The sequence below is a fragment of the Paenibacillus darwinianus genome (assembly GCF_000598065.1).
Lineage (GTDB): Bacteria > Bacillota > Bacilli > Paenibacillales > Paenibacillaceae > Paenibacillus_I > Paenibacillus_I darwinianus.
In genome coordinates, this window is sequence record NZ_KK082186.1 from 1 (window position 1) to 7,045 (window position 7,045).

6 protein-coding genes and 1 pseudogene are annotated in these 7,045 nt (G+C 57.5%); 2 read left to right on the top strand and 5 right to left on the bottom strand.

Annotation, left to right across the window (positions count from 1 at the left end; genetic code table 11):
- From BG52_RS11895 to BG52_RS11905, 4 genes and pseudogenes are all read right to left on the bottom strand, one after another.
- Positions 1–1,009 (bottom strand): annotated as a pseudogene (locus tag BG52_RS11895) (SNF2 helicase-associated domain-containing protein); the annotation flags it as partial.
- A complete protein-coding gene (locus BG52_RS11900) occupies positions 1,006–2,616 on the bottom strand; it encodes a hypothetical protein (protein ID WP_144340806.1) in 1,611 nt (536 codons plus the stop codon). The gene BG52_RS11900 and the pseudogene BG52_RS11895, both read right to left, overlap by 4 nt.
- Positions 2,617–2,864: 248 nt before the next feature.
- Positions 2,865–3,032, bottom strand: coding sequence for a hypothetical protein (locus tag BG52_RS16175; RefSeq protein ID WP_190287534.1), 168 nt, complete (start codon positions 3,030–3,032; stop codon positions 2,865–2,867).
- Positions 3,033–3,265: 233 nt separating this feature from the next.
- Positions 3,266–4,123 carry a carbon-nitrogen hydrolase family protein gene (locus BG52_RS11905; protein WP_036585492.1) on the bottom strand — a complete coding sequence of 286 codons (858 nt, stop codon included), beginning with the start codon at positions 4,121–4,123 and terminating at the stop codon, positions 3,266–3,268.
- A 175-nt stretch (positions 4,124–4,298) separates the two neighbouring features.
- On the opposite strand from BG52_RS11905, the gene BG52_RS11910 reads away from it, so the two are divergent.
- Both BG52_RS11910 and BG52_RS11915 read left to right on the top strand, forming a co-directional pair.
- Positions 4,299–4,778 carry a hypothetical protein gene (locus tag BG52_RS11910; RefSeq protein WP_036585493.1) on the top strand — a complete coding sequence of 160 codons (480 nt, stop codon included), beginning with the start codon at positions 4,299–4,301 and terminating at the stop codon, positions 4,776–4,778.
- 128 nt (positions 4,779–4,906) lie between these two features.
- On the top strand, positions 4,907–6,361 hold the full coding sequence (locus BG52_RS11915; RefSeq protein ID WP_051588018.1) for a PAS domain S-box protein: 1,455 nt from the start codon (positions 4,907–4,909) through the stop codon (positions 6,359–6,361).
- Positions 6,362–6,530: 169 nt separating this feature from the next.
- Here the strand turns inward: BG52_RS11915 and BG52_RS11920 are convergent.
- A partial coding sequence (locus BG52_RS11920) for an amylo-alpha-1,6-glucosidase (RefSeq protein WP_036667323.1) occupies positions 6,531–7,045 on the bottom strand: 515 nt, incomplete at its 5' end.

Sequence of the window (7,045 nt, forward strand, 5' to 3'; positions counted from 1 at the left end):
GCGACACCACCCGGGGACGCTGCTTGCGCAGCTCCTCCCACCAGCGGGGCAGATAGACCGCTACGCCTTTGTCCGTCAAACGGCGGCTTCCCTTCTCCAGGAAAAAGAAGGCTTGCTCGCCGTCCATCTCCCAGGCTAAGCTGTCGATCCCCATCCACTTGCGCCATCTGGCTTCCTGACGCCTGACGGCGTCCGGGGCGGCGGACAGCCATTCCGCCGGCGGTTGATCACCGTCCAGCGGTTTGCCTTCCGGCGTGCAGACATGGAGGATGTGAGGGCGCTCCCGATCAACCAGAATCGGCTGCAACCGCCACGGCGCTTCCTCTTCATCGGGTTCCTCAAGCCGCAACCCTACCTGAAAGGGGAGCGTATCGGTACGGTAACCGATCCGCTCCCAATACTCCTGTTCATCCTCGCAGCCCTTTACGGACAATTGCCGACCGGCAAGCGGTTCCGCTTCCGGATAGACTTGGACAAGTCGGCTCCAATCCGCTCCGGTCTCGCCCGGCAAGTCGATGATGGCTCTCAGGTACAGGTCAAGCTGCCGATCCAGCTCCGTCCACCCTGCCTGTCCGCACTCCGACGCGAAATCCGGGTCCGGATGCTCCGGCCCGCCGCGCAGCAGCTTCCAGCAAATAACCGGGTTATCCTGTCCGTTTCTCTCGAATGAAGGAAAGTACCATCCCCGGGCAACCGCTTTGCCCAGGATGGCCGACAGCCTGCGGAAGCTCTCGATCCGGTCGCTCCATGCCACCGATGCGTGCAGCAGAACGGCGGGGTCGGTCCAATACCCGATCGCCTGCCGCAGCGGAAGCACGAAGCCGTACGCCTCTCCTTCCCGTCTCCACTCCAGTGTCGTACCGTAGAAGGATTCGGCATGCCAGGCAAAGAGCGCCGTCATCAGCTGATCCGCGCCTATCTTTTTCCCCTCTTCGTCCGTTCCGTATACCAAATAATCCCCGTTGCCCATTTGCAGGGCATTGATATGCAGCCGGCCAAGAAGCGTCACCGGATCACGCCCCCCTTCCGCATCTCCTCATGGAGCGCCCGCATCCGTGAATAACGCTCGAGGAGTTGGCCGGTATATTCCCGCCACCGCTCCGGCATTTTCGCCTTGCGGTACAATTTCTCCAATTGCCTCATGCCTCTGACCGCTTCCCGGTAGCTGTCCCGATTTTTCCCCAGAATCCAGCGTTCCACGCTTTGATGAAAAACAGGCAGCAGAACCTGAGGCGCTTTCGCCTCCACTTTGCTGTAATGACTGGATTCATTCGGGGCTTCGCGCAGGGCGATATGCAGGTCCGCCCACCGCCGGTAGTCCTCCATTTCGATCAGCACCTCGGCATACAGGTCGAAAGAGTAGGGCAGCGCGTCTTTCATCGCCTCCAGCATGTCTTTTCGCCGCTCGTCCGTTGTCTCGCCCTGCACCAGCTTGCGCCAACAATCCAGATAGTATCGTGACCCCATGCCCCCATTCTGGTCGTAGGCCATGCGCGGGCGCAGCCATGCCAGCCACAGATGCAATCGGCTCCAATGCCGGATTTCCGTATAGAGCTCCAAATAGTCATAAAACAGATAGGGCGGCATGGATATTCCGGAGAATCCCTCAAGAAAAACCAACGCCGCGGGATCGCCCCCCTCCAGAACGACCAGGTGTGCGGCCGCCGCAATCCGAAGCACTCGCAATTCCCCATCCAGCCCCGGCTCGTTTGCCGCTTCCTCCATCCGTTCCCGCTCCCGTTTCCGCTGTTCCGGCTCAAAGGGGATATTCGTCCACACCAGACGGAAAATAAACAGCCACCTGATCAAAGACTGTCTTCCGGCAAAACCGTATTCGGCGATCACCACGCCGAGTCCCCGGGCATAGGCAAGGCAATCCTCCCTTATCGTCAACCCTTCCCGGTCCGTACCACGGAGTTCCTCGGCAAACGAAACGATCAACTGATCCGTCAGCTCGCGTATATCGTAATAACCGAAGGCGCTGAACGCGAAAGTCCGATCCGCAAGACGCATCGCATAGAGCAAGGCATGCATCCGGTAAAGCGCCTTCAGCTGCATATCCGGCCAGTCTTCCGCATGTCTGAGCAAGTGATAATGGACCGTCTGCAGAAAATGTTCCTTTCCCCCGCGATATACGGGGAGGAGCTGCTCGAACTGGCGGTGCCACTTGCGGAACCCCCCGCCGGGCGCAGGCGTTTCCACAGCGTCGGGCTTCGCTCCCGAAGCGCCGGACATACCTGCCCGGCCGGCAGACACGGGGGAACCGGACAGGCTGCGGGCCGCAGCCGCCTTTGCCGACGGCGTCGTTTTTTCCACGCCGTACTCCTTGACGAAGCTCTCCACGTCCAGGCCTTCCTGCCGCAAAAATAAAAAAATCGCCGCAGCCATATGTTTGCAGCTGCCTTTGGCGCGGCAACTGCATCGGCTGTGGGGGAGAAAATCGAAACGGATGGCCGTTTCCTCCATATCTCCGTCCATTACAACGGCATTGAAGGTATGTTTCCCTTTCGATTCCCCGATCAGAACCCGCCCGCTCCCGTAGATCCCGTAGCCTTCCGCAATCACGGGCGGCAACAGAAATCCCCGCAGCTGCGCCGCCATCTTCCTCTGATCCATTTCTGTCCAGCTCTCCTTCAGAAACACGGACATAACCGGCCCTCCCTGCCAAGGTGATTCTACATTTATATGATTATAGCAAATATGATACAGATTCAAACAGTCGAGAGGGCGATTTCCGTCTCCTCAAACTTCGACCAGCGGCGACGGATCATCGGCCGGCATGAGCAACACCAGCCTGTGAAGCGCGCGCACAGCCTACATACAGCAGCTTCGCGTCGGCAGGCGATGCGCCGCAGCGTTCCTCCCTATCGCGATTCCGAATCACCTCCACGGGCCGCCAAATCCTCCTGCCCTTTGTAGTAGTCGACCGCGTCGGTCAACGGCAGCTTTTTCAGAAAAGCGCGCAGCCGCTGCTTCCCCGTCTTACTGCGCTCCTTGCGCCGCTTCGGATCCGTAACATCGGCCAGGCGCATGTCGAGCCAGCGACCTCCTCCATGGGAATCGTTCGTTCGCGTAAGCTGCGACAAAAAAGAAGACCCGTCCTTTTCAGGTTGGGTCTTCTTGATGCCTTGAAGCAAGCATGCGCTTGATTCTTCCTGCATTGGATTCCGAAACGGTGGCGTAAACGGGAAGATTGCCGAACCGGACAACCTTGAGATCGTCTTCTCCATTGTCCGCTCTTCAGCCAAAAACCGGTAGCTACGGCCTATTTCCAATCCGTGTACAGATCGGTTCTCCGGTCGCGCCACGTCGTAACGGAGCCGCGCTCGCGCACCTCGTACAGCAGTTGCAGGTCGATATCGGCGGTCACGATCATGTCGTCGTTGATCTCTCCCTCAACCACGATGCCGCGCGGCGGAAACGGCACGTCGTTCGGCGCGAGCACCGCCGCCTGGCCAAAGTTGCCGCGCATGAAATCGACCGTCGGCAGCGAGCCAACCGTTCCCGTCGTCACGACGTACACCTGGTTCTCGATCGTGCGCGCATGGGCAGTGTACCTGACCCGGTGAAAGCCGTGCCTGTCGTCGGTGCAGGACGGGCAGAAGATCACGTCCGCTCCTTTGGCCCGCGCCATCCGGACGATTTCCGGGAACTCAATATCGTAGCACGTCAGCATGGCGATCGTGCCTTTGTCGGTTTCGAACACGTTGAGCCCTTCGCCCGGGGCCATGTTCCACTCGTTCACTTCCGTCGGCGTGATATGCAGCTTCGGCTGCTCCGCCACCCTGCCGTCCGGATAGAACAGATGGGCGGTGTTGTACAGCTTGCCGTTCCGGCGGATCACATGCGTGCCGCCGATAATATGCATACCGGTCCTTTCGGCCAGCGAAGCGAACAACTCCAGGTAGCGGTCGGTGAAATCGGGCAACCCCTCGATGCCGAGCGCGCGTCCCTCCGCATCCCCGATCGACATCAACTGTGTCGTGAAAAACTCCGGGAACAGCACGAAGTCCGCTCCGAATTCCTCCGCTGTCTTCACGTAATGATCGCATTGAGCGGCGAACGCCTCGAACGAATCGATCGTATGCAGATGGTATTGTACGGCAGACACTCTTATTTTCATGCTGCTTCTCCTCCTTATGTTCCCGTGTTCCGCTTCCGTTTCAACCGGTTTCAGGTACTATTATGATCGAAAGCGCGCTGTCCGCGCAAGTTTCCGCGCTGCGGATTGGCCGCCGGTTTCCTTATTATGCTATAATCGCACCACAACGAATCGCAACGAATATGGGAGGCTGGCCATGCTGACTTTCGAACAAAAGCTTGCAATTGCGGGGTCGTTTCCGGAGCTGCAGCGCAAGGACGTGTCAATGAAACGCGTCAATTTCCACTATGAAGAAAGTGCCGCAGACAAAACAACGGTCGTCTATCATCTTCATCCAAGCGGCAACGGCTTCGTGTACGCCGGCTTGCTGGACGGATTCACGATGGACGACAAGGGCTTCGTGAACATCCGCGACTTCAACGAAGACGAGCTCCGGCAGCTGATCGCCGCTTCGATCCGCTCCTTAAGCGAGTACGAGCCGCCGCAGCCGGCCAACGGAAAAAAATCCGCTCCCCGTCAAGGACCCTGGACCGATGCCGAAGGGCATACATTAACCCTGACCTTTGAGGAAGACCTGTGGTATGTATATGCGGGCCTCAATCTTGACGCGGCGTTTGAATCATACGAGGAAGCGGAAGCGTACTTGCGCGAAGAAGGGTTTGCTCCAAAGGCATAGCGGGCGGGTAATCATAAGTAAACGATAGCCATGCGAGCAATAGAGGATAATGACAAAAATTGTAGAAATAAAGAAGAGCGTAAGCTCTTCTTTATTTCATTTTGCAGCATAGGGGAATCGACTCAACTATGAAAAACAATTCGGTTTATGAGGGCGATGCACATCGTTATCAAATGCTCCAGCATTCTCCCGATGCGATCGCATTGCACGACGGCGAGGTTCTGCTTTATGTCAATGATGCCGGGGTGAGAGTGATCGGAGCGGAGCGGCCCGAGCAAATAGTCGGACAGCCGATCATCCGCTTCATCCATCCCGATCATCACGAAACCTTGAAACAACGAATGCAGCAGGTGCGCAAGATGAAGAAGGGGCTTGATCTCTTCGTCTATAAAATGATCCGACTCGACGGCTCACTGTTCGATGCCGAAACGTCAAGCATCGAGGTGCCTCACGAATCGGGCCAAACCCTGATTCAGTCAATCATACGTGATATTTCAAAACGAATCAAATACGAAGCAGAGCTGTTGGAGGATGCCGAGCGGTACCAGCGGCTGATCACCTTTCTGCCCGAACCGATCGTCATTACCGACAACGATGTCATCATCTACGCCAATCTGTCCGCCATCAAGCTCGTTAAGGGCCGGGATGTGCAGGATATGATCGGCATGAATATTTTCTGTTTTTTTCACCCCAACCATCGGGAGGAGCCGCTGCTTATATCCGGGCGAATGATGCAAACGAACGAACCGACGCCATATGCGGAACGGACATTAATCGACTTGACCGGAGAGCGGATCGACATAGAAGTGTCGAGCATACGCCTCGACCATTATATGGGGAGGCCGGTCATTCTAAGCGTATTGCGCGATTTAACGGAACGCAAGATGGCGGAGGAGATGATCGTCAAGTCGGAAAAACTGTCCGTCATCGGCCAGTTGGCTGCCGGCGTAGCCCACGAAATCCGCAATCCGCTTACCTCGCTTCGCGGATTTACGCAGCTGCTGCAGAAGGATCTCGGCAGCCGCTATCCGTATCTCGAGATTATGCTGAGCGAACTGGACCGGATCAATCAGATTGTAAACGAGTTCATGACCTTGGCGAAGCCGCATCTGGTCCACTTCGAAACCGTTGGCTTGAAAGGCATCATCGGAAGTGTCATTACGCTGCTGGAGACGCAGGCGATTCTCAACAACGTCACGATTCTTTCCCGCTGCGGCGATTCGGTGCCGCTCGTCCGCTGCGACTCCAATCAGTTAAAGCAGGTATTCGTGAATGTGATAAAAAATGCGATCGAAGCGATGCCCGGCGGAGGCCAAGTCGACATCGACATATCGGTGCGCCCGAACGGCGATCCGTTAATATCCATCCAGGACTATGGTCTCGGCATTCCCGAAGACGTCGTCCGGCGGCTGGGCGAACCGTTCTTCACGACAAAAGCCCACGGTACGGGGCTCGGCCTTATGATCTGCCACCGAATTATCGAAGCGCATCAGGGCACGATGGGCATTTCAAGCGAGTCCGGCTACGGCACCACCGTCGAGATATCGCTGCCGGCGGCAGACGACGATCGAAACCCCCGGTGAACGCCCCTCATCCATGCACGGCGTTTTCTGCAAAAGCTGCCCCTCCGATCAGCATGAGGGACCGCTTTAATGGTTCAGGCACGGCTTACGGCCACACAAAAAATCCCGACGACTCGAAAGCTCGAGTCATCGGGTCTGATACAGCAGCCGACAAGCACCTTTTCAGGCTTTATGCAAGCGTCCACCCCGTCGTATTGGAGCCTACGTCGACGGTGTACTGTCCCGTGCCGTCGCCGCTGCGGGTCACGTTCACATCCAGCCGCCCCGCTCCGAGCCGGATACGGCGAACCGACAAGCGGTTCATGCCGTCCGGCAAAGCCGGCTTTAGAAAAATCCGGCGGCCCGCATGATCGAGTCTAAGCCCCAGCATCACCTGCAGGAACACAAGCGGAGTGGCCGCCGCCCAGGCCTGCGGAGAGCATGCGACCGGATACCGGATCGGATTGCCCCGCTCGCTGGGGTAGCCGCAGAACAGCTCCGGCAGGCGGTTGTTCTCGAAATAAGCCCCTGCCTTCAGCAAGCCCTCCATGACGATGAGCGCCTCGGCGTGAAATCCTTGCGCGTTAAGCCCCATCAGGCATAACGAATTATCATGCGGCCAGATGCTGCCGTTGTGATAGCTCATCGGATTGTAGCCCTTCTCGCCTGCGGCCATCGTACGGATGCCGTAGCCGCTGAACAGCG